Below are 21,695 nucleotides of genomic sequence, written 5' to 3' on the forward strand. Positions count from 1 at the left end.
GCTAGCTTGCGGATCGGAAGGAGGGAGGAGAAGGCGCGGCGCTCGATGGCGGGCCCAGCGCACAATTCGGTTTTGCGACAAGGACGGGCGCGTCGGTCACCCAATCGGCAAATCCTGGCGCGCTACGTCGCCTCTGCGCTCGGTGGTGGGGTAGTCGCGTCGCGCCATTGCCGGCTGCCACCGGCCAAGCCAGGCGAGCGGATGGGCCAAAAAGCCGGTCAGCGGCTTGATGGTGGGTTTTTCGACCAGAACGTAGACCAGCCAGGCGACGGCAGCGAGGAATGCGGGAAGGACGAACGCGCGGATCAGCATGTCGCCCGCCGAGTCACGGCCCACATGGGCCCAGTGCAGGATCATCATCCCGACGTCCTGATGAATCAAATAGAGCGGGTAGCTGATGACGCCGATGAAGGCGAGGGCGCTCGACCAGCGTGGCAGCAGCTGGTCATACCGCGCGGCGAGATAGACGGCGGCCGTTCCGGACCAGAGCAGCAGCGAGCGGTACACCTCGAGCGGCACCGACGGTTGCTTGACGTTGAATGTCAGGTGATAGAGATCGACGGAGAACGCCACGAGGATTCCCGCCATCGCCTCCCTGGTGCGTCCCCTGACGAGGGCAGCCACGCTCATGCCCGCGATGAAAAACGGGAAGAAATCGTTGGAGGTGTAATAGTCCGTGCTGGTGGCCACCGTCCGGAAGATAGTCACGGCGCACAAGAGTGTCAGCAGACGTTGCTTGAGGCCCAACGCCATCATCAGGAAGCAGAAGAAGTAGAATTGAAACTCGATCTGCAGCGACCAATAGGCCCCGTCGGGCAGATTGTAGTTCACCTGCAGGACGTTGAGCGTCGGAAGCGCGATCAGCGTGTAGACGTAGTGAACCCATTTCAACCCGCGGCCGGGCTCCACCAGCTCAGGCGCGACAATCTTGAACAGCGTCGTCAGGAAACCGCAGACGATCAACGCGGGAAGCAGACGGCCGAGCCGTTTCGCGTAGAAGTGCCAGGCCGTTTGCGACGTCTCGGCGCTGAATGCGATGCAGTAGCCGCTGATGATGAAGAACAGCAGGACGCCGAACGCGCCCCGGTTGAACGCCTGCACCGGGACGAAGTGATAGAGCAGTACCCAGATGATGGAAATGGCGCGCAGGCAATCGATGCCGACCGATCGTTCCGATTTCAAGGGCTTTCTCCTGTCCGGGCCACTTAGCACAGTGGCTTGCGGTTGTGTCAACTTGGCGTGACAGCGGCATCGCCGGTCAAGCCGCATCGTGCCGGAATCGGTCTTGCGGCGGAGAACGACATGCGGCTAAGCCTCTTTGGGCCGATCGGAGCAAATCGGCATTGTCGCGGAGAAGTCGATGCAGCAGCCCGGTGGACAGGCGGAGAATGCCGACCAGATTGCGTATTGGAACGGCCCGAGCGGGCAGCGCTGGGCCGATCGCCATGCGGTGCAGGAAAAGCTGCTCGGGCCTATCGCCGATGTTTTGATCGAGCGAGCAAAACCGAAGCCGGGCGAGCGCGTGCTCGATGTCGGCTGTGGCTCCGGCGCGACGACTTTTGCCTTCGCGAAGGCCGTGGCGCCTGATGGCTTTGCGCTGGGGCTCGATGTGTCCGCGCCGATGCTGGCGCAGGCGCGGTCGCTCGCGCCAAAGGACCTGCCGCTCGATTTCGTGCTGGCGGATGCGACCGTTTATCCGTTCGAACCGGCGAGCTTCGATCTGCTCGCCTCGCGCTTTGGCGTGATGTTCTTCGCCGATCCGATCGCGTCCTTCACCAATCTGCAGCGCGCGCTTAAGCCGACCGGCCGGCTCGCCTTTGCCTGCTGGCGCGAGCCGAAGGAAAATCCATGGATGATGGCGCCGCTGATGGCGGTCTACAAGCACGTGCCGAAGATGCCGCCGGTCGGGCCCGAGGAGCCCGGTCCATTCGCCTTTGCCTCGGAGGAGCGTGTCACGCGCATCCTGAAGGGCGCCGGCTTCGTCGATATTGCGATGGAACCGCACAATCTCGCCATGGACATCGCGATCGGCGGCGGGCTCGATGCTGCCGTCGAGGGCTCGCTTCAGATCGGCCCTGCCAGCCGCGCGCTCCAGGGCCATCCGCCGGAAACCTATGCGGCCGCGGAGGCCGCGATCCGCGACATGCTCGCGCCGTTCCAGAAGGGCCAGTCGGTGGAGTTGCAGGGCGCGATCTGGATCGTGACGGCGAAGGCGGCATGATGTTGCGCACCGGTATTGATCGATGACGGTGACAGATCGCGTCGGATGCGGCAATTGGCTGAATTGCGCAATCAAATTCCCAAACGTTGCGGTTGCAGTCGATTGCGTGGGGAAGAGCACACTGCTAGGTTCGCCATGAAATGGCGGATCATCAACTTCATGGCCGGCTGCCCGGCATCCAGCTCGGGCGCGCATTCGCCGCCTTGGCGGTTTTCTACTTCCACACGCATCTCGCGCTGAACTACTTTGATCCGGCGCGGCTCTACACTTGGCAGTTTCTCGCCGACCGCGGCGCCGCCGGCGTAGATCTCTTCTTTGCGATTTCCGGCTTTATCGTCTGCTACGTCTCGAAAGCGCCGGGCTATACGCCCCTCAACTTCCTCGCCAAACGCTTCTTCCGAATCTATCCCCTCAATGCCTTGGCGACGCTTGTCATGGTCGTGCTGTTCAGCCGCAGCATCGGCGGTCCGCCGCATGAGATCGAGCCGGGCCGGCTGTTGCGGTCGCTCCTGATTCTCCCGCAACAGACTCCGATGAATGCGGTGGGATGGACACTCGAATACGAGGTGATCTTCTACGTGGTCTCCGCCATCCTCATTCCGCTCGGGGGCGTCAGACTGTTGCTGGTCTGGTGCGTTGCCGCTGCTGCGATCGGGACCGGAATTGCGCCGCAGCCTCCGATCATCTCGCGTTTCGGTGACGATCACTACGCAGACTTTGCCGCCGGGGTGTTCGCCTACATGATGGTTGCACGGCTTCCGCCGCGCTGGAGTTCCAGCCTGGTGCTGCTGGCGCTGGCGATCGGCACCTATGTTTTCGGGCTGCGCTTGTCGCCGTGGATGACACCGGCGGCGTGCTGCCTTGCCGTTGCAGGCCTCGCGCTCCTGCCGTCTGCGCCGCGGCCGATCGTCAAGCTTGGCGACATCTCCTATGGACTCTATGTCTGGCACTGGCCCTTGTTCATGATCCTGCCATGGCTGGCGCTGCGAAAGCAATTCGACCCGGGAAACGGCGAGATCTGGCGCTGGATCCTGCTCGCGTTTCTCGTCGCCATCGCGTCCGCGTCCTGGATCTGCTTCGAGCGCCCGATCAATCGTTGGGCGGCGCGCTGGCTGGACGAGCGATCGAGAACCGGCACTGTCGTTGGCGCATCACGCTCCGACGCGATAACCTAGTCGGGCGTTCCGGCATGTATGCGGCGCAATCGCGCGGCCGATCCGTCGGCGATGATAGCAAAAGCGAGCATTGCGGATGAGCGGAGAACGGGGCGGGCGCGCCGGGTTGTTGCCTGGATGGCTCGGATGGGCGAATTCCATTGCCTGGTTCTGGGTTTGGATCTGCGCGATCGGCCTCGTCCTGATGGTTCACCTTTCCTTCCTGGTGGCCTGGCCGGATCACTTTATCCACGAGGACAGCGGGGCCTATCTCGCTCAGGCGGAATCCATCCTGAAGGGTCACTATCGCGAGGACGCGGTGAAGCGGCCATACGGCGTGGCGATCTTCCTCGTGTTGCTGTCGAGGCTGTTCGGCCCTCACATCCTCGTCTTTGTCATCGTCCAACATCTGATGAGCGTCGGCACTGCTCTGCTCGTCGCCGCTACCGTGCGTGTTGCCGGCGCACCCCGCTTTTTTGCGGTGCTAGCCTTCTGCCTTGCAGCGCTCCATGGTCGTATCATCCACCACGACAACACCGTTGGGGCGGAGACGATTTCCAACTTCCTCGTCAGCCTTGCGGCCTTCATTGCCGCGGGAGCGGTGTTGCGAAAATGGTCTGCGTTTCTCGATGCGGCGTGCGTGGGCCTGGTGCTTGGAGCGCTCCTGATTTGCCGGTCGGCCGCGATAGTACAGGCCGCGGTCATCCTGTTGTGGCTGGCTCTGGCATTGGACGCTCGCTTCCTGAGTCGGCTCGGCGCGGTTGGATTGGCGGCTCTTCTTGCTTCGACTGTCTATCTCACTCCGGCGGCGGTCAATTTCGTGATTGGAAAGCCTCCTGCCGGCAATGAGACGTTGGCGGTGATGGCCTTTGTCGTCGGCTATTCGGGCGATTTCGATCATGGTTTCCATCTTGACCACAAGGCGCAGGCGCGCGAATTCGTCGAGAAGATGCGGGCCGCGGATACCGGTGAGGGATGGCCCGACACGGAAGCGTATCAATGGCCGTTCGGCGCGGTGCACCGATTGAAGATGACCGGTGAAAGCGATGCGGACCTCGAACGGGTCGTGCGCGATATCATCGAAACGCTCACGACGCCGTCGACGCTCTATCGGCACCTGACGAAGCATGTCCTGTGGGAAATGTATTTCTTGCTGTTCGACGCGAATGCGGTGGCGCGGCGGACGCCTCCTCCACAGGCCTATGAGTTCTTCGTCAACCGGGATAGATATCCATTGTTCGGAAGTCCGACCGGTTTCAAGTCCGGCCAGCTGGTTCACGACTATTACAAGCCGGGGTGGCCGCTGGTGCGGTTTCTGCCGACGGCGGCTCAACTGCAGGGCAGGCTGAGCTGGTTCATGGGGTTCGGCTATGCGCCAAGCCCGAACCTGGTGCCGCTGTGCTGCAGGCTGCAAGTCTCGACTGAATACGACGACTGGCCGGGGCCGATCGTCTGGCTGTCCACGCCGACGCTGTGTCTCGCGCTTGTCCTGCTGATCGGCGTCGCGGCAAGCCGTGCCGGTGTCATTGGCCGCAGCTCCGGCGGCCTTGCTGCCGTGGGCGCCCTGATGGTCCTGCTCGCGCTGGTCAGCATCGGATTCCCTGCGTTCCTGATTTACGGCTTCAATCGCTACGCCTATTACGCCCCTTCCTGGGAGGTTCGAGCGCCATTCTGGCCAGCCTGTTATTCGACCGGATCAGGACTTGCTTCGTCGCTGTGTGGGCGGCGACGTCCCGGCGGCTGCGTGGCGGGGGGAGCGCCAGAGCCGCTCAGATGACATCATCCGGCGCCAGCGCGCAGCCGTTGTCGGGATGCGTCTCGACCTGGAGCGTGGTGTGGTCGATGCGGAAGGATGTCTTGAGGAGCTGCGTCGTCTGCATCAGGAATGCGTCGTCGCTGCCTGCCGGCATCACGAGATGGCAGGTCAGCGCGGTTTCCGTGGTGGAGATCGCCCAGACGTGGAGATCGTGAATCCCTGAGACGCCCGGTCGCGCCAGCAGGAACGCCCTGATTGCGGCGAGGTCGGTACCCTTGGGCGCGGCCGCCATCGACATGTCGATGGAGCCGCGCAGGAGGCTTGTCGTGCTCCAGAGGATCACCGCGCAGATGACGAGGCTGGTGACGGGATCGAGCCAGAGCCAGCCGGTCCAGATGATCAGCGCGGCCGAGACCACGACGCCGAGCGAGACCGCGGCATCGGCGGCCATGTGCAGATACGCGCCTTCGATGTTGATGTCGTCCTTGCGGCCGCTCGCGAACAGCAGGGCGGTGAAACCGTTGATGAGGATGCCGATACCGGCGACCACCATCACGGTGACGCCTGCGACCGGCTCCGGCTCGCGCAGGCGCAGGATCGCCTCCCAGCCGATGGCGCCGGTCGCGACCAGCAGGAACACGGCATTGGCCAGCGCCGCCAGGATGGTAGAGGCGCGAAAACCGTAGGTGAAGCGGCCGCTGGGCGCGCGGCGGGCTGCGATCGAGGCGCCCCAGGCGATGACGAGGCCGAGCACGTCCGACAAATTATGGCCGGCATCGGCGAGCAGGGCGGTGGAGTTGCCGACATAGCCGTAAACCGCCTCGGCCACGACGAGCGCGATGTTGAGCGTAATTCCGAGCGCGAACGCCTTGCCGAAATTGGCGGGCGCGTGGACATCGCCATGCCCATGACCATGATCGTGCCCATGCGCATGCGAGTGGTCCGCATGATCATGGTGGTGATGACCGTGGTGGTCGTGGCTGCCCAAACCTAGCGCTCCGCGGACGCCGCCAAATCAGGGGCCATTGTAGGCGTTTCGTGTGCCACGTCACGGCGGAACAGCGTGTAGAGCGCCGGCAGCACCAGCAGCGTCAGGATGGTCGATGAGATGATGCCGCCGATCACCACGGTCGCGAGCGGCCGCTGCACCTCGGCGCCGGCGCCGGTGGCGAGCGCCATCGGCACGAAGCCAAGCGAGGCGACGAGCGCGGTCATCAGCACTGGACGCAGCCGCGTCAGCGCGCCCTCGCGCACGGCCTCCGCGACCGAGCGTCCCTCGCTGCGCAGACGCTCGATAAAGGCGATGATGACGAGGCCGTTGAGCACGGCAACGCCCGACAGCGCGATGAAGCCGACGCCGGCGCTGATGGATAGCGGGATGTCCCGCAGCAGCAGCGCGGCGACGCCACCGGTCAGCGCCAACGGCACGCCGGAGAACACCAGCGCCGCATCCGCCGCCGATCCCATGCCCATGAACAGCAGCAGGAACACCAGCAGCAGCGCCACCGGCACCACGATCGTCAGCCGCTTGGTTGCCGAGACCAGCTGCTCGAACTGGCCGCCCCAGCCGATCCAGTAACCCGGCGGCAGCTTGACCTTCTCGGCCACCGCGGCCTCGGCCTCCGCGACGAAGGAGCCGAGGTCGCGCGCACGGACATTGGCGGTGACGACGATGCGCCGCTTGCCGTTCTCGCGGCTGATCTGATTCGGCCCCGGCGTCGCATCGACGGTGGCGACCGACGACAGCGGCACGTAGCGCATCTGGGCGAGCGGAGAGCTGGCTAGCGTCGTTCGAACGGCGCCGCTGATTGCCGCGTCCTCACCGGGCGGCAGCGGGATCGGGATCGCCCGGATCGCCTCGAGATTGCCGCGCAGGTGCTCGGGCAGGCGCACGACGATGTCGAAGCGGCGATCGCCTTCGAACAGCTTGCCGGCCGACTTGCCGCCGACCGCGATCTCGACGATGCCCTGCACCTCGGCGACGCTGAGGCCGTAGCGGGCGAGTGCCTGGCGGTCGAGACGGACGGTGAGGATCGGCAGGCCCGCGACCTGCTCGATCTTGACGTCGCTTGCCCCGCGGATGCCGCGGATTGCGGCTTCCACCTGTCTTGCGGCGCCTTGCAGGATGTCGAGATCGTCGCCGAAGATCTTGACACCGATATCGGTGCGTACGCCCGAGATCAGCTCGTTGACGCGGAACTGGATCGGCTGGGAGATTTCATAGGCGCTGCCGGGAATCTCGTCTGCAGCATGCTCGATGGTCTCGACCACCTCCGATTTCGGCTTGCCCGGGTCGGGCCATTCGGTGCGCGGCTTCAGCATGATGTAGCCATCGGTCTGCGCCGGCGACATCGGGTCGGTGGCGATCTCGGCGGTGCCGATGCGGGTGAAGAACTCCTTCACCTCGGGGATCTGCTTGATGCGCTTTTCCAGCGCCTTCTGCAGGTCGAGGGATTGCGTGAGGCTGGTGCCGGGAATCCGGATCGAAGCCAATGCGACGTCGCCTTCGTCGAGGCTCGGAATGAACTCGCCGCCCATCCGCGCGGCGGCGATTCCGCTCGCGGTCAAGATGAGCACGGCCATCACCGCGACCACGGCCCGATTGTCGATGGCAAAACGGAGCAGGGGGAGGTAGGCGCGCTTCGCCATCCGCATGAACAGGTTTTCGTACTCGGACACCTTGCCGGTGACGAAGATGGCGACGGCCGCCGGCACGAAGGTGATGGAGAACAGCACGGCTGCGCCGAGCGCCATCAGCACGGTCAGCGCCATCGGCGTGAACATCTTGCCCTCGACACCGGTCAGTGTCAGCACGGGCAGGTAGACCACGGCGATGATCAGCGTTCCGAACAGGCTCGGCTTGATCACCTCGCTCGACCCGCGCAGGATCGCGCGCAGCCGTTCCGAGGTCGTCAGCAGGCCGCCCTTGTCGCGTTGGGCCGCCGCCAGCATGCGCAGGCAATTCTCGACGATGATGACGGCCCCATCGACGATGATGCCGAAGTCGATTGCGCCAAGGCTCATCAGGTTCGCGCTGACCTTGGCCTCGACCATGCCGGTGATGGTCATCGCCATCGACAGCGGAATGACGCAGGCTGTGACCAGCGCGGCGCGGATGTTGCCAAGGATCAGGAACAGCACGGCCACCACCAGCGCCGCGCCTTCCAGCAGGTTGTTCTTGACCGTGCGGATGGTGGCTTCGACGAGGTCGGTGCGGTCGTAGACGGTCCGCGTCACGACGCCCTCGGGCAGCGACTTGGCGATTTCCTCCAGACGGGCCGCGACGCGGCGGGCCACGGTCCGGCTGTTCTCGCCGATCAGCAGCATGGCGGTGCCGAGCACGGTCTCCTCGCCGTTCCACGTCGCAGCGCCCGTGCGCAAATCGCGCCCCTCGGTGACAGCAGCGACGTCCCTGATCCTGACGGGATTGCCGCCGCGCGAGCCGATGACGATGTCCTGGATTTCGCTGATAGTGCCGACCTGGCCCGGCGAGCGAACCAAATATTGCTCGCCGTTGCGCTCGATATAGCCGGCCCCGACATTGGCGTTGTTGGCGGCGAGCGCCGTCATCACGTCGCGAAAGCCGAGCCGGTAGGCCATCAGCTTGCCGGGATCCGGCAGCACGTGGAATTGCCGCTCGAAGCCGCCGATCGTGTTGACCTCGATCACACCAGGCACGTTGCGAAGCTGCGGCCGGATGATCCAGTCCTGCACGGTGCGCAGATCGGTCAGCGAATAGTCGCGGCCGCCTTGCGTCTTCGCGCCCGCTTTGGCCTCGACGGTGTACATGAAGATCTCGCCGAGGCCGGTCGAGACCGGGCCCATCGCGACCTCGACGCCAACAGGCAGCTGGTCCTTGGCCTGCTGGATGCGCTCGCCGACGAGCTGGCGGGCGAAGTAGATGTCGGTGCCGTCCTTGAACACGACCGTGACCTGGCTGAGGCCGTAGCGCGACAGCGAGCGGGTGTAGTCGAGCTTGGGCAGGCCGCCCATCGCGGTCTCGACCGGGAAGGTGATGCGCTGCTCGGTCTCGAGCGGCGAATAGCCGGGGGCCCGGGCGTTGATCTGGACCTGGACGTTGGTGATGTCGGGGACCGCGTCGATCGGCAGGCGCTGGAAATTCCAGGCGCCGAAAGCGACGGCGCCGAGCGCGAGCAGGAGGACCAGCCAGCGCTGGGCCAGCGAGACGGCGATGAGGCGCTCAATCATGCTCGGCCTCGCCCTTGCCCATCTCCGCCTTCACGACGAAGCTGTTCTCCGCGACGTAATGCTCGCCGGCCGCAAGGCCGGCCTTGATCTCGACGTGGCGTGGATCGGAATCCCCTGTTTCCACCGGGCGGGCCTCGATCTTGTCGCCGTCCTCGCGCACGAACACGATGGTCTTGTTCTCCAGCGTCTGGATCGCGCTGCGCCGCACCGCGACCGCGACATTGCGCGCCGCGAGGATCAGCCGCGCTGTGACGAACAGGCCGGGCCGCAGGCGTCCGTCCGGATTTGGCAGCACCACACGCGCCAGCGCGGTCTGGGTCTCGCTACTGCCAATCGGCGCCATGTAGGAGATCGTGCCCCTGATCTCGCCGCGGCCGTCGTCGGGATCGATCAGCACCTCGTCATTGAGGCGGACGCGGCGGAGATCCTGCCGGTAGATCGACAGGTCGACCCAGATGGTGGAGAGGTCGGCGACGACGAAGGCCGGCTTCTGCTCGGAGGCGTATTCGCCGAGCGAGATCTGCCGCTCGACGATGGTGCCGGCGATCGGCGCCTTCAGCTCGTAGACGGTGAGGCTCTGGTTGCTCTCGATCGCGGCGAGCAGATCATCCTTGGCGACCTTGTCGCCGATCCGCTTCTGGATCGACTTGGCGAGGCCCGGAAAGCGCGGCGTCACCTGCACCACGGCTTCCTGGTTGGCGCGCAGAATGCCGTTGAAGGCGAGCGTGTCGGTCAGTGTGGCGCTCGCGGCTTCCGCCAGCGTGACGCCCGCGGCCGCCAGCTTGACGTCGGAGATGCGGATGCGGTCGGCGCCGTGCTCGTCCTGCTCGACATGGTCGTTCGGCTTCTTCTGTACGGAATGCTCGGCATGCTCGCTGTGCACAGGCTTCGCCGGCGCGAGCAGGGAATAGCCGTAAGCGCCGAGCGCAGCGGCAATGACGGCCACGAGAACGGTGGAGGAGATCTTCATCGTGCGCTCTCCCGCGCCAGCGTAAAGGGATTGCCGACGAGACCTTCGATGGTCGCGACGCCGGCGTGAAAATTCTGCAGCGCCTCCTGCTCGCGCAGCCGCGCCTGGGTGACGCTGGCCTGGGCGTCCAGCACTTCGAGCAGGGTGAAGCGGCCCTGGCCGTAGCCTTGAGAGATCGCCTCGGAGGCCTCGACGGCCTTGGGGATTGCGGTCTCGCGCAGCACCGCGAGCTCGCGCAGCGATCCCTGGAGCGAATCGTAGGCGCGGCCGGCGATCACGATCAGCGCGTTGCGGTTGGCCTCGCGCTCGGCTTTGGTCTTGGCGAGGCTTTCCTGGGCCGAGAGGATGTTGCCCTGGTTCTGGTCGAACACGGGGATCGGCACCGAGACGGAGAGCCGGACCGCATCGTCATTGGTCTCGCTAAAGTGGCGCCAGCCGGCCGCGATCCGCACGTCGGGATAGGGCTTGAGCCGCGCCAACAAGAGCTCGGCATTGCGCTGGGCGTAGACCGCGGTCCAGCGCACCAGCTGCGGATTGGCATCGATGGCGGCAACCACCGACTGGAAGGTTGGCGGCTTGCCCATGGTGTCGAGCCGGCCGGACACCTCGCCGAATTTCGCGGACGCATCGCCCATCAGCACCGCAAGCTCGCGCCGGGCGCTCGCCAGCGTCGCCTTGAAGCGCTCGCGGTCGGCCTTCACCAGGGCGGAGGCGACCTCGGCGCGGCCCGTCTCGGCCGGCGAGGACGCGCCGGCCTCGACACGGCGGCGCAAAAGCGGTGTCAGCCGGTCGATGGCGGCGATCTGCTCGTCGAGGATCTGGATGCGCCGCTGCGCCCCGAGCACGCTGAGAAAGGCGATCGCGGTCTCCGACAGCACTTCCAGCCTGATCGCCTTGCGCTGGATCGCGGCGACCTCGACGCCGGCGTCTCCGGCCGCGATCCGTGCGTCGCGCTTGCCGAACAGCTCGAAGGCCTGGCTGATCTGGAGCGTGGTCTCGGCCGAGCGCGTTCCGCGATATCTGCCGGAGCCGAATGAATCGTCCTGTTCATAGGACAGTTCCGGGTTGAGCAGGGCGCCCGCCTGGATGCGCTGGCCCGTGGCGATGCCGACATCGCGCTCGGCTGCCGTCAGGCGCGGGCTCGCCGCCAGCGCGCGCGACAGCGCGCTCCGCATCGTCAAAGTCTGGGCGTGAGCCGGTGCAAGCGTCGATGCTGCAATCAGGCACGCTGCCGCGCACGCCAGGCGCGCGGCCATTCCCCTGCAAAACATGAAATCGACCTGTGAAGGATGAACCTAATGGGCGCGGGGGCGCCGGACCAATCCGTTCAGGCAATAGGTCTGGGAGGGGGAGAGTCGGTATCGGGCACAATTCCGGCGAGGCGGGGGGCCTGTTGCGGGCTCGGGGCCGACACGAGCGCGATCGCCGCGGTCGACGGTGCCGGCTGTGCCACCGTCAGCGAGAAGCAGCCGTGGCAATGATGTCCGCCGGTGGCCTTGTGGTCGCCATGGCTGGAAGCGCCATCGAGGACCGCGGCGATCTCCGAACCGCCGCGGGGCGTGGTGACGTCGATGTCGTGCGCGCCGTGCAGCGCGCCCGCGAGCAGATAGACCGCCGCGATCAGTACGGACAGCAGCCCGCGCCGGAAACGCGAGCGGCAGGATCCTGAGGGCCGGCGGTTTGCGAGCACGAGGTCACTCTGGTTGCGGTCTGTGCCCGGCCTAGCATGGGTGCGGGAACAGTGTCGACCCGCAACATTGTTACGTTCCTGGAACAATTGCCGCAGCAGCGCATGCGCTACTAGCGCCTCTCACTGGCGGACAATGACGCGCCGAAGTGGCGCCACGGCTTCGATCGTGGAGGCCGGAGCTTCGCTGCCACAGTCGCCTTCCATGGTGATAACGGCGTGACAGCTCGCTTCCATCGCCCGTTCCAGCCATTTGATGGCTTCGTCGATCCATTGGTCGTGGTGCTCGGGATCGGCGAGGGCCTTCTCCCGGAATGCATTCGCCTGATGCAGGCACGCCGTTCTGCGGTCCACGCGCCTCTCCTGATCTGGAGGTCCCGCCCTGATCGCATCATTGATGATCCCGGCTCCGGCGTCGTTAACATACGACAGGAGGGGACGAGCCGGCCGCAACGCGGAAAGGCCCCAGCCGGACGAGCCGGCTGGGGCCTCATGTGCTCACAATCTCTATCCCTAGGGCTTGGACAGACAACCCCCATCTTCCAAGTTCGTTCCATGCGATCTGTCCAATTTGGAACGTTCCTCATACCTCGCGATTAGCGAGCAGAAGAACTGAGGAGGACGGACTATGGACGGATTGATCTATCTGATCGGCTTGATCGTCGTCATCATGGCGATCCTGTCGTTCTTCGGCCTGCGCTGAGTGCGCCGCGATGACGGTTGAAACTCTGATGCGGGAAGAGGTCATGGAAGGCGGCCTGGCAGGCGAGGCGCCTCGAACCATCCAGTGGAGCTCGGTGTTCGCGGGCGCGCTTGCTGCGAGTGCAATGTCGTTCATCCTGATCGGATTTGGTGTCGCGATCGGTCTCGGTGTCAGTTCGGCCTCGCCGAGCTGGCGCGATGCCTCGGCGGCGCTGGCGCTGCTTTCCGGGCTGTATCTGATCATCCAGGCGATCGTAAGCTTCGGCTTCGGCGGTTACGTCGCCGGCCGGACCACCCGGCCCGAGCCCGCGCTCACAACCATCGCGGATGACGGCGAGCGGCGGGACGGACTCCATGGCCTGACTGCCTGGGCGCTGGCGGTCCTGGCCGGCGCGGCTCTGCTGGCGCTTCTCGGCGCTGCCGCGATCGACCGTTCGCCGATGCGCAGTTCGGCGAACAACACCTCGGCGGCCGAGCCCTTGTTGAGCTACGAGCTCGACAAGCTGTTCCGCGCGCCGCGCCGCGCACCGAACACCGACCTGAGGGAAGCGCGGGCGGAAGCGGGACGTATCCTGATGACGTCGTCCAGCCACAGCGGCGTCAGCACCGATGACCGAGCCTATCTCGTGCAACAGGTCGCCGCCGTCACGGGACTGGCGGCCCCCGAGTCCGAGCGGCGGGTTGATACGCTGATCGCAGCCTCGAAGACGGCCATCAACCGGGCGCGACGTAACTCGATCATCGTGGCCTTCTCGGTCGCAGCCGCGACCCTGATCGGCGCCGCGGTGGCCTGGGCTGCAGCCGTTGCCGGCGGCCGGCATCGTGATGGAGCACCGTTGCCGAACTGGATGGCGAGCGCCAACCGCTTCCATCGCAATCCGCGCGCAATGCCGGTGCCGTAGGCCAACCGGGGGGTGGACTATCCGTCCGCCCCCGCATGTCGCTGAACGAACTCGGCAACGAGAGCTGTGATCTCCGGCGGGCGCTCCAGGCTGGGCAGATGGGCCACATCATGCACTTCACGGCCTTCCGCGCGCGGAATTGCCGTGACGAGATGACGGCAGCGGTCCTGCACATGGGGGAAATCGAGGTCACCCCAGATGATGAGGGTCGGCACTACGATCTCATGAAGCCGGTTGAAGAAGGGTCTGATGTCGATGTCCGATCCAAAAGGTGGCGAGCGGAGTGCGATGCCGTTCATCTCGAGGAACAGGTCGCGAGCTTGACCGCCAACGCGACCTTCGGCAGCCCGTGGTCCGTCCAGCCAGAGCCGCGCCTTCATCGCGTTCATCCGATCTAGATCACCTGACGCTTCGATCTCCTTCCATTGCATCATCAGTGTCTCGATGTCGGCGGGATAGACCGGATCGGGTGCACCTGCGACATTGGGGGCGATCAGAACCAGCGCACGAACGCGCGAGGGGTGCCGAACGGCGGCATCAAGCGCGATGCGCCCTCCGAGAGAGCAGCCGACGAGGATTGCGGGCTCGCCACCTGCGGTCGCCTCCAGCACTGCGACGAGATCGGCGAGCGCGGAAAAGTCTTCGGGCTCGGCGCGGGTTTCGCCGAAGCCGCGTCGGTCATACCCGACCGCCCTGTGCGTGGCGCTGAATTCATCGAATTGAGCGCGCCACATGCGTCGGTCGCACACATTGGCATGAAGAAAGACGATGGCAGGGCCGTCCCCCGCCACTTCTGTCGCAAGGCTGGCACGGCCGGATACGATGTATTGCATGGAAGCGCGGTGATGATTCATTCCAGTCTCGTCGCGCTTCAGGCTTTCTCTTCCCAGATCATCGCCAGATGCACGATGGTCTCCACCGCCTTTTCCATGTCCTGCCGGCTGACCCATTCGAGCCGCGAATGGAACGCGTGCTCGCCGGCGAAGATGTTGGGGCAGGGCAGTCCCATGAAGGACAGGCGCGAGCCGTCGGTGCCGCCGCGGATCGCAGTGCGCATCGGGCGCAGGCCGGCGCGGCGGATCGCCTCGATGGCGTATTCGAGCGCGTGCGGGTGACGATCGATCACCTGCTTCATGTTGCGGTACTGCTCCTTGACCTCGAACGTGTAGGTCGAGCGCGGATAGTCCTTCATCACGTCCTTGACGATGCCCTCGAGCAGCGCCTCCTTCTCCTTCAGCCCTTCCTCGGTGAAGTCGCGGACGATGAAGGAGAGCGTCGCCTGTTCGAGCGCGCCGTCGATGCCGATCGGATGCAGAAAACCCTGCTTGCCTGACGTGGTCTCGGGCGAGCAGCCCTCCTTCGGCAGACGCTCGATGATGGCGGCGGCGATCTTGATGGCGTGCTCCATCTTGCCCTTGGCGTAGCCGGGATGGGCGCTGACGCCGTTGATGGTGATGGTGGCGCCGTCGGCCGAGAAGGTCTCGTCCTCGACGCAACCGGCGCTCTCGCCGTCCATCGTGTAGCCGAAATCGGCGCCCAGCTTGTTCAGGTCGACATTGTCGACGCCGCGGCCGATCTCCTCGTCCGGCGTGAACAGGATCTTGATGGTGCCGTGCTTCACGTCGGGGTTGTTGAGGAAGAAATGCGCGGCATCCATGATCTCGGCAACGCCGGCCTTGTTGTCGGCGCCCAATAGCGTCGTGCCGTCAGTGGTGATGATGTCGTTGCCGATCTGGTTCTTCAGCGCCGGGTGCTCATTGAAGCGGATCACCTGGCTGGTGTCGCCGGGCAGGACGATATCGCCGCCGCGATAGTTCTTCACGATTTGTGGCTTGACGTCCTTGCCGGTGACGTCGGGCGAGGTGTCCATGTGCGAGCAGAAGCAGATCACCGGCACCTTCTTGTCGGTATTGGCGGGGATCGTTCCGTAGACGTAGCCGTAATCGTCGAGATGCGCGTCCACAACGCCCATGGCCCGCAGCTCGGCAGCGAGCACGCGGCCGAGATCCTTCTGCTTCTCGGTCGACGGCGAGCTGGGCGATGCCGGATCGGACTGGGTATCGATGGTGACGTAGCGCAGGAAGCGTTCGGTCACGGTATGCGAAAAGGAGAGGGAGGACATTTCTGGTCAAACCGCCGGGTGTTCGGGAAGCTGGCGGTATATCAGAAAAGCGGGCCGTGATGCGGCCGGAACGGGCTCGGCTCAGGGGTAGGTGGCCTCAGATCGCCTCCTTCAGTTCCTTCACCGGGCGGAATGCGACCTTCCTGGTGGCCTTGATGTGGATCGCTTCGCCGGTGGACGGATTGCGGCCGGTGCGGGCGGCGCGCTTGCGGACCTGGAGGATGCCGAGGCCGACGATGCGGACCCGGTCGCCCTTCTTGAGGTGCTTGGCGATCAGATCGACCATGTCGGTCAGCACCGCCTCAGCGTGCTTCTTGGAGACATCCTGGCGCTCGGCAATGTCGGCGGCGAGGTGCTTGAGCGTGATGGTGGCGGGCGCGGCTGCCTTCTTCGCCGAATCCTTCTTGGCCGGATCCTTCTTAGCCATGTCTGGCCTCCTATCGTCCAATGACAGGGTGTCCCGGAAAAGCCGAGATGATTTGGGCATCCCTCTAAGTCCTTCCAGGCGTAGACGATTCGGACGCGGGCTGACTATGCCGAGAGTTCCCGATGGCGGCCAGAAATTGCGCGCGGAGCCGTGAAAGGCGTCGAGAAGTTCGGGCTAAGCTGATGAGGGGATTGCCAAAAATGGCGCGAGAGACGGGGCTCGAACCCGCGACCTCCGGCGTGACAGGCCGGCGCTCTAACCAACTGAGCTACTCCCGCGTGGTTCGCTGGACGCGCGCGGAACGAGGGGGGACTTAAAGGGGGGACATGGTGAAGTCAAGGACGTTGCGCTTCCCCAGGGCATCCCCGCTAAGCATTGCTCTGGAAAACCAAAAAGGCCGCCCGGCGGCGGCCAATTGTCAGCCCAAAAGGACAGGCATCAGCGAATCTCGGACGTGCCAGCGCTGGTCACCACCACCGGCTTGCCGGCCTTAATGACGTGGGTGGACTGGGCAGTCTGGCTGTAATCGGCATGGGTGCGGGCCGCGATCCCGAGGCCGGCCACGGCAATGCCGGCCACCAGCGCCACCACCACGATCTTCAGGTGGGTCGCACGATCAGCAGAATGAATTGAGTGGTTCATCTGAGCCTCCCGACGGGCTTGGCCGCCGTCTATGGGCTCATCTTCTAGGCGCCATCTGTTTCCGGATGGTTTCGCGGGTTCCGCAAAATGGTTTCATCGGCCGCTTGGCGGGGCTCGTCCGGAGTTAGGTGGAGGCGGTTGCCCCAAGGCGGGCACGTCGATCCGGAGTGAGGACGTCTTCGACGCGGCGGAAGCTAAGCTCATGTAGAGCGGTCCAAACGCTGGAGTACTTCTAAGAGTCTTTCTAAGAAGCTTTCAATTAGGGAAATCGCGCGCCCTCACATAAGCGTCACCACAAGCGCATGCCGTCGGGGAACAGGCGGCATGATGCATCGAACATGCAGCTTTGGGGTGGCGCGTTGAACAGTCTTGGAATGTTGCGGTCGGCCGTGTTGGCGACCGCATCCGCTTGGGTCTTGATGCCTCAGGCATCGCTTGCACAAACTTCCACGCAGAGTGGCGCGCAGAACATTCCGTCGGTCACGGTGACGGCGCCGGAAGCGCGCCGCCGCGCGGCCGCCACGTCCCCTCAGCGCCGCGTGACGCGGACCTCGGTACAGACCCCCGCCAGGAACAGGCCGCAGCCACGGCGCGAAGTTGGCTTCGTGGAAACGCCGCGCGGGCCGGTGAACGGCTACGTCGCCGGCCGCAGCTCGTCGGGCACCAAGACCAACACGCCGATCATGGAGACACCGCAGGCGGTATCGGTGATCGGCGCCGAGCAGATCCGCGACCAGAAGCCGAACAAGCTCGACGAGATCGTGCGCTACTCGCCCGGCATTCACGGAGAAACCTACGGCGCCGACAACCGCAACGATTGGTTCCAAATTCGCGGATTCAAGGCCGAAGATGTCGGCCTGTTCCTCGATGGACTGCAGCTTTTCTATACCTCTTACGCCAGTTGGAAGCTGCAGCCGTTCAACCTAGAACGCGTTGAGATCCTGCGCGGGCCCTCGGCGGTCCTGTACGGCGGATCGAATCCGGGCGGCATCGTGAACGCCATTTCGAAAACGCCGCCTGCCGAGCCAGTCCGCTATCTCGAGGCTGGCGTCAATAACTTCGGCAACACTTATCTGTCGTTCGATTTTGGTGGTCCCGTTGCAACCGCGACCGAACCGGGCAAGCTGTTCTACCGCGTGATCGGGCAGGTCAAGGGCGGCGGCACTCAGGTCGATTTCACGCCGGACAACAACTACTTCATCGCGCCGTCCTTTACCTGGAAGCCCGATGAAGACACGTCTTTCACCGTCTTAGCGTCGGCATCCAAGTACGAGACGCGCAGCCTCAACTTCCTTCCTTATGTCGGCACGGTCGTGAATGCGCCCTGGGGAAAGATTCCGACCAGCCTCTTCGCCAGCGATCCGAGCGTCGACACCTTCCAGCGGGAGCAGGAAATGATCGGCTACCGTTTTGAGCGAAATCTCTCTGACAACGTCACTGTGCGGCAAAACGCGCGCTTTGCACATGTCGACGTAACCCTTTCGACCCTTTACGGCCTCGGCTACCTGACGACGCCTGCCGCGGCAAACCTCAACCGGGGCAACTTCCTAACCCACGGCATTGCAAATCAGGCCAATCTGGACAATCAAGTCGAGTATCGCTTCGCGACCGGCCCGCTGCAGCACACATCGCTGTTCGGTGTGGACCTCAAACACTACAAGATCGACGATTGGCAGGGCTTTGGCGCGGCAACGCCGCTCAATTTGCTGAATCCGACCTATACGCCCACCGCACGCTTCGCCGGTGCCCCGTATCAGAACGCCACGCTGACCCAAAGGCAGGTCGGCGTGTACGCGCAGGATCAGATCAGGCTTGACCGGCTGACGCTGGTGCTGTCGGGTCGCAACGATTGGGTTGACACTGACAACGACAACCATATCGGCTCGAGCATGGGGCGGAACGACAGTGCGTTCTCTGGCCGCGCCGGTCTGATCTATAATTTCGACAATGGGATTGCTCCTTACGTCTCCTACGCGACGAGCTTCAATCCGATCATCGGCACCAACTTCACGCTCAATCAGCTCTATCTGCCGGAGACAGCAAGGCAGGCGGAAGTCGGCCTGAAGTACCAACCGCTCGGCTTCGACGGTCATTTTGGTGTCGCGCTGTTTGACCTCAAGCGCGACAACGTGCTGACCACCGACCCGAACAATGCGTTGTTGTCGGTGCAGACCGGGCAGGTAACCTCGCGCGGCATCGAGCTCGAGGCCGTGGCCAACGTTATGCCCGGGCTGAAGGTAATCGCGTCGCATACCGTCTTCGACATCTTCGTGAGCCGCGACCTCAACAGCGCACTGATCGGCAAGGCGCCGACCAACACGCCAAGCCAGCTCACCTCTGGCTGGGCCGACTACACCATCCAATCCGGCCCCCTGGCCGGGCTCGGTTTCGGCGGCGGCATCCGCTATGTCGGCAAATCCTACGCCGACAACATGAATACGCTGGAGGTCCCGGCCTATCTCTTGGGCGATGCGGCCGTTCACTACGAATGGCAGGGCTGGCGATACGCGCTCAACGTGTCGAACGTCACTGATAAGACCTTTGTGGGAAGCTGCTCTTCTCCCACCGCCTGCTTCTACGGCGACCGCCGGCGCGTCACCGCCAGCGTCTCCTACAAATGGTGAGGAGGGGCGAGGGCAGGGCCGGAAGGCTCTGGGAACCAAGCGCAATTAATCGTGACGTTCGCTCGGCTCCGCCTGGGCGTCCGCTGATCCGCCGTCACGATGAGCTCGCGGGCCATGCCCCCGGCCCGAAGCTCATCCGAGCGCGGCGCGCGCGACCAGCAGGTCGCCGCCGCCGTGCCCGCGGCCGGCTTGGAGCCAATCGCGGGCACATTCGACGGACGAGCCCCGGTCCTGTGATGACGCATGGCTCCTCTGATACTCTGAGCTGTGGACAGGTCTTTCCTGCACCTGAGGCGGCGGCACCAGCATTGGTGTCCTGGCCACGCCCGCTTGGAGGGCCATCAGCAAACTATGTCGCCGCGACAACGGAGAAGTTGCCCCTGCGGCGCTGATTGCCGGGGCCGGGTGCGCAGCCGCACCAAAACCTGAGCATTTTGGTCGGTCAGCGCACAGCGAATAGCTGCCTCGGCGCGAGCGCCGCAATGCCCGAACGGCTGACCTGCGAGACCGTGGCAGCCCTTGCTGGCCATGGCGATCTGCTCCATACCAGCGCGGGGTGATTCCGGGATTTTCACCGTTCTGGGGGCGGCAAAGGGCCTGAAAACAGCGTGTCTTGCGCCCATTGGTGCACTGCGCTAAGGCTCAGAATAATTCCAAATCGGACGAATCCGTGGCTGTCCCGAGGCTGCGGGAAAAAGGGCTCGCCCATGAGCGGCATTCTGCAGAACTATCTTCCACTCGTCGTCTTTATAGGGGTAGCGGGCCTCATCGGCCTCGTGCTGCTGATCGCGCCCTTCATCGTGGCGTTCCAGCAGCCGGACCCCGAAAAGCTGTCGGCCTACGAGTGCGGTTTCAACGCCTTCGACGACGCCCGCATGAAGTTCGACGTCCGCTTCTATCTCGTCGCCATCCTCTTCATCATCTTCGATCTCGAGGTGGCGTTTCTGTTTCCCTGGGCGGTGGCGTTCGGCAAGCTTGGCGCGACCGGCTTCTGGTCCATGGTGGTGTTCCTTGCCGTGCTGACGGTCGGATTCGCCTATGAATGGAAGAAAGGGGCCCTCGAATGGGATTGAACCCGGCTACGCAGTCCGCAGGTCCGGTGATCGCACCGGCCCCCAAGGGCATTCTGGATCCGTCGACCGGCAAGCCGGTCGGGGCCAATGATCCGTTTTTCCTCGAGGTCAATTCCGAGCTGTCCGACAAGGGCTTCTTCGTGGCCGCGACGGATGACCTCATCACCTGGGCGCGCACCGGCTCGTTGATGTGGATGACCTTCGGTCTTGCCTGCTGCGCGGTCGAGATGATGCAGGTGTCGATGCCGCGCTACGACGTCGAGCGCTTCGGCTTCGCCCCGCGTGCCTCGCCGCGTCAGTCCGACGTGATGATCGTGGCGGGAACGCTGACCAACAAGATGGCGCCGGCGCTGCGCAAGGTTTACGACCAGATGCCCGAGCCGCGCTACGTCATCTCGATGGGCTCCTGCGCCAATGGCGGCGGCTATTATCACTATTCCTATTCGGTCGTGCGCGGCTGCGACCGCATCGTGCCGATCGACATCTACGTGCCGGGCTGCCCGCCCACGGCGGAAGCGCTGCTCTACGGCGTGCTGCTGCTGCAGAAGAAGATCCGGCGCACCGGCACCATCGAACGCTAAGGTTTTACGTCATGGACGACGCCAAGCTCGACGCCCTGGGGCAGACGATCGTTAGCGCGCTTCCGGGCGCCGCGACCGGTCACTCGGTGGCCTTCAACCAGCTCACCGTGGACGTCGAGGTCTCCAGGATCGTCGAGGTGGTCAAGTACCTCCGCGATGACCCGAACTGCCGTTTCGTCAACATCACCGACATCACGGCGGTCGACTACCCGGATCGCGAAAAGCGCTTCGACGTGATCTACCACTTCCTGTCGCCGACGCTGAACGCGCGGATCCGGCTCAAGGCGCAAGCGGACGAGACCACGCAGGTGCCGTCGCTAATCGACGTCTTCCCCGGCGCCGACTGGTTCGAGCGCGAGGCCTACGACCTCTACGGCGTGTTCTTCGTCGGCCACCCCGACATGCGCCGCATCCTCACGGATTACGGCTTCGAGGGCCATCCGCTGCGCAAGGATTTCCCGCTCACCGGCTTCGTCGAGGTCCGCTACGACGACCAGGAGAAGCGGGTGGTGTACGAGCCGGTCCGGCTCAGCCAGGAATTCCGCAAGTTTGACTTCTTGTCGCCGTGGGAAGGGGCGGACTATCCGCTGCCGGGGGACGAAAAAGCGGGGCCGAAGAGCTGATC

General features: G+C 64.4%; 19 protein-coding genes and 1 tRNA gene. 8 read left to right on the top strand and 12 right to left on the bottom strand.

What is annotated here, in order from left to right; genetic code table 11:
- Positions 1–96 precede the first annotated feature (96 nt).
- Positions 97–1,182, bottom strand: a complete 1,086-nt coding sequence (locus HZZ16_RS17770; RefSeq protein ID WP_197950005.1) for an acyltransferase family protein — start codon at positions 1,180–1,182, stop codon at positions 97–99.
- Between the two features lie 178 nt (positions 1,183–1,360).
- Here HZZ16_RS17770 and HZZ16_RS17775 point away from each other — a divergent pair, with 178 nt between their 5' ends.
- The 3 genes from HZZ16_RS17775 (at position 1,361) to HZZ16_RS17785 (ending at position 5,152) form a co-directional block, all read left to right on the top strand.
- Entirely contained in the window at positions 1,361–2,221 is an 861-nt protein-coding gene (locus HZZ16_RS17775; protein WP_197950007.1) for a class I SAM-dependent methyltransferase, read from the top strand.
- A gap of 140 nt (positions 2,222–2,361) precedes the next feature.
- Positions 2,362–3,396 carry an acyltransferase family protein gene (locus tag HZZ16_RS17780; RefSeq protein ID WP_197950009.1) on the top strand — a complete coding sequence of 345 codons (1,035 nt, stop codon included), beginning with the start codon at positions 2,362–2,364 and terminating at the stop codon, positions 3,394–3,396.
- A gap of 76 nt (positions 3,397–3,472) precedes the next feature.
- Positions 3,473–5,152, top strand: coding sequence for a hypothetical protein (locus HZZ16_RS17785; protein ID WP_197950011.1), 1,680 nt, complete (start codon positions 3,473–3,475; stop codon positions 5,150–5,152).
- On the opposite strand, the gene HZZ16_RS17790 is transcribed toward HZZ16_RS17785, so the two are convergent.
- The 6 genes from HZZ16_RS17790 to HZZ16_RS17815 form a co-directional block, all read right to left on the bottom strand.
- On the bottom strand, positions 5,145–6,119 hold the full coding sequence (locus HZZ16_RS17790; RefSeq protein WP_197950013.1) for a cation diffusion facilitator family transporter: 975 nt from the start codon (positions 6,117–6,119) through the stop codon (positions 5,145–5,147). The genes HZZ16_RS17785 and HZZ16_RS17790 overlap by 8 nt on opposite strands.
- A gap of 2 nt (positions 6,120–6,121) precedes the next feature.
- Positions 6,122–9,340: an efflux RND transporter permease subunit gene (locus HZZ16_RS17795; protein ID WP_197950015.1), complete on the bottom strand. Its 3,219-nt coding sequence runs from the start codon at positions 9,338–9,340 to the stop codon at positions 6,122–6,124.
- A complete protein-coding gene (gene ihpB, locus HZZ16_RS17800; protein WP_197950018.1) occupies positions 9,333–10,310 on the bottom strand; it encodes a divalent metal ion exporter adaptor subunit IhpB in 978 nt (325 codons plus the stop codon). The genes HZZ16_RS17795 and ihpB overlap by 8 nt, the downstream gene beginning before the upstream one ends.
- Entirely contained in the window at positions 10,307–11,581 is a 1,275-nt protein-coding gene (ihpA, locus tag HZZ16_RS17805) for a divalent metal ion exporter subunit IhpA (protein WP_197950020.1), read from the bottom strand. Before ihpA ends, ihpB begins: the two co-directional genes overlap by 4 nt.
- Before the next feature lie 56 nt (positions 11,582–11,637).
- The gene (locus HZZ16_RS17810) at positions 11,638–12,000 is read right to left on the bottom strand and encodes a hypothetical protein (RefSeq protein WP_197950022.1); all 363 of its coding nucleotides are present in this window, start codon (positions 11,998–12,000) and stop codon (positions 11,638–11,640) included.
- Positions 12,001–12,120: 120 nt separating this feature from the next.
- Complete coding sequence (locus HZZ16_RS17815; RefSeq protein ID WP_197950024.1) at positions 12,121–12,351, bottom strand: hypothetical protein; 231 nt, start codon at positions 12,349–12,351, stop codon at positions 12,121–12,123.
- Between the two features lie 359 nt (positions 12,352–12,710).
- Here HZZ16_RS17815 and HZZ16_RS17820 point away from each other — a divergent pair, with 359 nt between their 5' ends.
- Positions 12,711–13,601 carry a hypothetical protein gene (locus tag HZZ16_RS17820; protein ID WP_197950026.1) on the top strand — a complete coding sequence of 297 codons (891 nt, stop codon included), beginning with the start codon at positions 12,711–12,713 and terminating at the stop codon, positions 13,599–13,601.
- Between the two features lie 17 nt (positions 13,602–13,618).
- Here the strand turns inward: HZZ16_RS17820 and HZZ16_RS17825 are convergent, their stop codons facing one another.
- The 5 genes from HZZ16_RS17825 to HZZ16_RS17845 form a co-directional block, all read right to left on the bottom strand.
- Complete coding sequence (locus HZZ16_RS17825; protein WP_246510192.1) at positions 13,619–14,455, bottom strand: alpha/beta fold hydrolase; 837 nt, start codon at positions 14,453–14,455, stop codon at positions 13,619–13,621.
- A gap of 17 nt (positions 14,456–14,472) precedes the next feature.
- Positions 14,473–15,723, bottom strand: a complete 1,251-nt coding sequence (gene pepT / locus HZZ16_RS17830) for a peptidase T (RefSeq protein WP_197950028.1) — start codon at positions 15,721–15,723, stop codon at positions 14,473–14,475.
- A 97-nt stretch (positions 15,724–15,820) separates the two neighbouring features.
- A complete protein-coding gene (locus HZZ16_RS17835) occupies positions 15,821–16,150 on the bottom strand; it encodes an HU family DNA-binding protein (RefSeq protein WP_157283547.1) in 330 nt (109 codons plus the stop codon).
- 201 nt (positions 16,151–16,351) lie between these two features.
- Positions 16,352–16,428: transfer RNA gene (locus HZZ16_RS17840), tRNA-Asp, on the bottom strand.
- Between the two features lie 160 nt (positions 16,429–16,588).
- Complete coding sequence (locus tag HZZ16_RS17845) at positions 16,589–16,792, bottom strand: hypothetical protein (protein WP_197950030.1); 204 nt, start codon at positions 16,790–16,792, stop codon at positions 16,589–16,591.
- Positions 16,793–17,166: 374 nt separating this feature from the next.
- Here HZZ16_RS17845 and HZZ16_RS17850 point away from each other — a divergent pair, with 374 nt between their 5' ends.
- From HZZ16_RS17850 to HZZ16_RS17865, 4 genes are all read left to right on the top strand, one after another.
- Positions 17,167–19,416 (top strand): TonB-dependent siderophore receptor, encoded by a 2,250-nt coding sequence (locus tag HZZ16_RS17850; protein ID WP_197950216.1) that lies wholly within the window; start codon positions 17,167–17,169, stop codon positions 19,414–19,416.
- A gap of 707 nt (positions 19,417–20,123) precedes the next feature.
- Positions 20,124–20,489: an NADH-quinone oxidoreductase subunit A gene (locus tag HZZ16_RS17855; protein WP_008136158.1), complete on the top strand. Its 366-nt coding sequence runs from the start codon at positions 20,124–20,126 to the stop codon at positions 20,487–20,489.
- On the top strand, positions 20,480–21,070 hold the full coding sequence (locus HZZ16_RS17860) for a NuoB/complex I 20 kDa subunit family protein (protein ID WP_036025347.1): 591 nt from the start codon (positions 20,480–20,482) through the stop codon (positions 21,068–21,070). Before HZZ16_RS17855 ends, HZZ16_RS17860 begins: the two co-directional genes overlap by 10 nt.
- Positions 21,071–21,081: 11 nt before the next feature.
- A complete protein-coding gene (locus HZZ16_RS17865) occupies positions 21,082–21,693 on the top strand; it encodes an NADH-quinone oxidoreductase subunit C (RefSeq protein ID WP_197950032.1) in 612 nt (203 codons plus the stop codon).
- Positions 21,694–21,695: the final 2 nt, after the last annotated feature.

The sequence above is a fragment of the Bradyrhizobium glycinis genome (assembly GCF_016031655.1).
GTDB classification, from domain to species: Bacteria; Pseudomonadota; Alphaproteobacteria; order Rhizobiales; family Xanthobacteraceae; genus Bradyrhizobium; species Bradyrhizobium glycinis.

Coding starts and splice junctions, on each gene's coding strand:
- HZZ16_RS17855 (WP_008136158.1), top strand. CDS start 20,124: ATGAGCGGCATTCTGCAGAACTATCTTCCACTCGTCGTCTTTATAGGG.
- HZZ16_RS17865 (WP_197950032.1), top strand. CDS start 21,082: ATGGACGACGCCAAGCTCGACGCCCTGGGGCAGACGATCGTTAGCGCG.
- HZZ16_RS17850 (WP_197950216.1), top strand. CDS start 17,167: ATGTTGCGGTCGGCCGTGTTGGCGACCGCATCCGCTTGGGTCTTGATG.
- ihpA (WP_197950020.1), bottom strand. CDS start 11,581: ATGTTTTGCAGGGGAATGGCCGCGCGCCTGGCGTGCGCGGCAGCGTGC.
- HZZ16_RS17820 (WP_197950026.1), top strand. CDS start 12,711: ATGACGGTTGAAACTCTGATGCGGGAAGAGGTCATGGAAGGCGGCCTG.
- HZZ16_RS17860 (WP_036025347.1), top strand. CDS start 20,480: ATGGGATTGAACCCGGCTACGCAGTCCGCAGGTCCGGTGATCGCACCG.
- HZZ16_RS17785 (WP_197950011.1), top strand. CDS start 3,473: ATGAGCGGAGAACGGGGCGGGCGCGCCGGGTTGTTGCCTGGATGGCTC.
- pepT (WP_197950028.1), bottom strand. CDS start 15,723: ATGTCCTCCCTCTCCTTTTCGCATACCGTGACCGAACGCTTCCTGCGC.
- HZZ16_RS17835 (WP_157283547.1), bottom strand. CDS start 16,150: ATGGCTAAGAAGGATCCGGCCAAGAAGGATTCGGCGAAGAAGGCAGCC.
- ihpB (WP_197950018.1), bottom strand. CDS start 10,310: ATGAAGATCTCCTCCACCGTTCTCGTGGCCGTCATTGCCGCTGCGCTC.
- HZZ16_RS17845 (WP_197950030.1), bottom strand. CDS start 16,792: ATGAACCACTCAATTCATTCTGCTGATCGTGCGACCCACCTGAAGATC.
- HZZ16_RS17795 (WP_197950015.1), bottom strand. CDS start 9,340: ATGATTGAGCGCCTCATCGCCGTCTCGCTGGCCCAGCGCTGGCTGGTC.
- HZZ16_RS17780 (WP_197950009.1), top strand. CDS start 2,362: ATGGCGGATCATCAACTTCATGGCCGGCTGCCCGGCATCCAGCTCGGG.
- HZZ16_RS17775 (WP_197950007.1), top strand. CDS start 1,361: ATGCAGCAGCCCGGTGGACAGGCGGAGAATGCCGACCAGATTGCGTAT.
- HZZ16_RS17825 (WP_246510192.1), bottom strand. CDS start 14,455: ATGAATCATCACCGCGCTTCCATGCAATACATCGTATCCGGCCGTGCC.